Source organism: Aurantiacibacter xanthus, from assembly GCF_003584015.1.
Taxonomy (GTDB): domain Bacteria; phylum Pseudomonadota; class Alphaproteobacteria; order Sphingomonadales; family Sphingomonadaceae; genus Alteraurantiacibacter; species Alteraurantiacibacter xanthus.
In genome coordinates, this window is record NZ_QXFM01000016.1 from 1 (window position 1) to 959 (window position 959).

At 72.2% G+C, this 959-nt stretch carries 1 protein-coding gene; it reads right to left on the reverse strand.

Annotated elements, in window-relative coordinates; all coding sequences use genetic code 11:
• Positions 1-95 precede the first annotated feature (95 nt).
• Positions 96-959 (reverse strand): class I SAM-dependent RNA methyltransferase (locus D2V17_RS02495; protein WP_147367189.1); only part of this gene is annotated, 864 nt, incomplete at its 5' end.

The following is a 959-nucleotide window of genomic DNA, read 5'->3' on the forward strand; positions in this document are numbered from 1 at the left end:
CCGTGTGGGACCAGTCCGACCCGCGCCTCCAGCGCCGCGAGGGGGCCGACCACGCCTTCTCTGCCAGCGCCGACGCCGACTGGCTGCTTGCCCAGCTAGTCACCGCGCTTGACGAACAGGCTCGCGAGCTCGACGTGGATTGACCAGCGGAACTGGCCCACCGGGCGCAGCTCGGCCAGCTCGTAGCCCGCCTCGCGCAGCAGCACGCCGTCGCGCGCCCAGCTTGACGGGTTGCAGCTGATGTAGACCACCCGCTCCACCCCCGAGGCCGCGATCTGCTCGACCTGCGCGCGCGCTCCGGCACGCGGCGGATCGAGCACGATGCCATCGAAGGCGCGCAGCTCCTCCGCGCGCAAGGGGTTGCGGAACAGGTCGCGGTGCGCGGCCTCCAGCTGCAGGCCCGCCTTCGCCGCCGCCATGCGGCACGCGAGCAGGGCTGCCCGCTCGGCCTCGGCGGCAAGCACCTTGCGGCCCTCACCCAGCGCCAGCGCGAAGGTGCCGAGCCCACTGAACAGGTCCGCCACGCTGGTGCAATCGGCCAGCCACTCCTGCGCCGCGCTCACCAGCGCCGCTTCGCCGTCGTCGGTCGCTTGCAGGAAGGCACCGGGCGGACAGGCCACCGGCGTGCCCGACAGCGTGATCGTGACCGGCTCGGGCTCCCAGAACCCCTCCGGCCCGTAGCCCTGATCGAGCGACAGCCGCGCGAAGCCCGCCCGGCGGCACAGCTCGAGCAGGTCTTCGGTCTGCTCGAGCCCCTCGGGCATGAAGCCCGACAGCAGGCAGTCGACACCCTGATCGACCAAGGCCAGCTCCACTCCGATGGCGTACTTGCCCTTCAGCTTGCCGAAGTAGGCGGCGAGCGTGTCGCGCGCCGCCATCAGCTCGGGGCGCAGCACGTGGCACTCGCGCATGTCGACGACCTTGTGCGAGCCGCCCTCGTTGAAGCCGATCACGGCGCG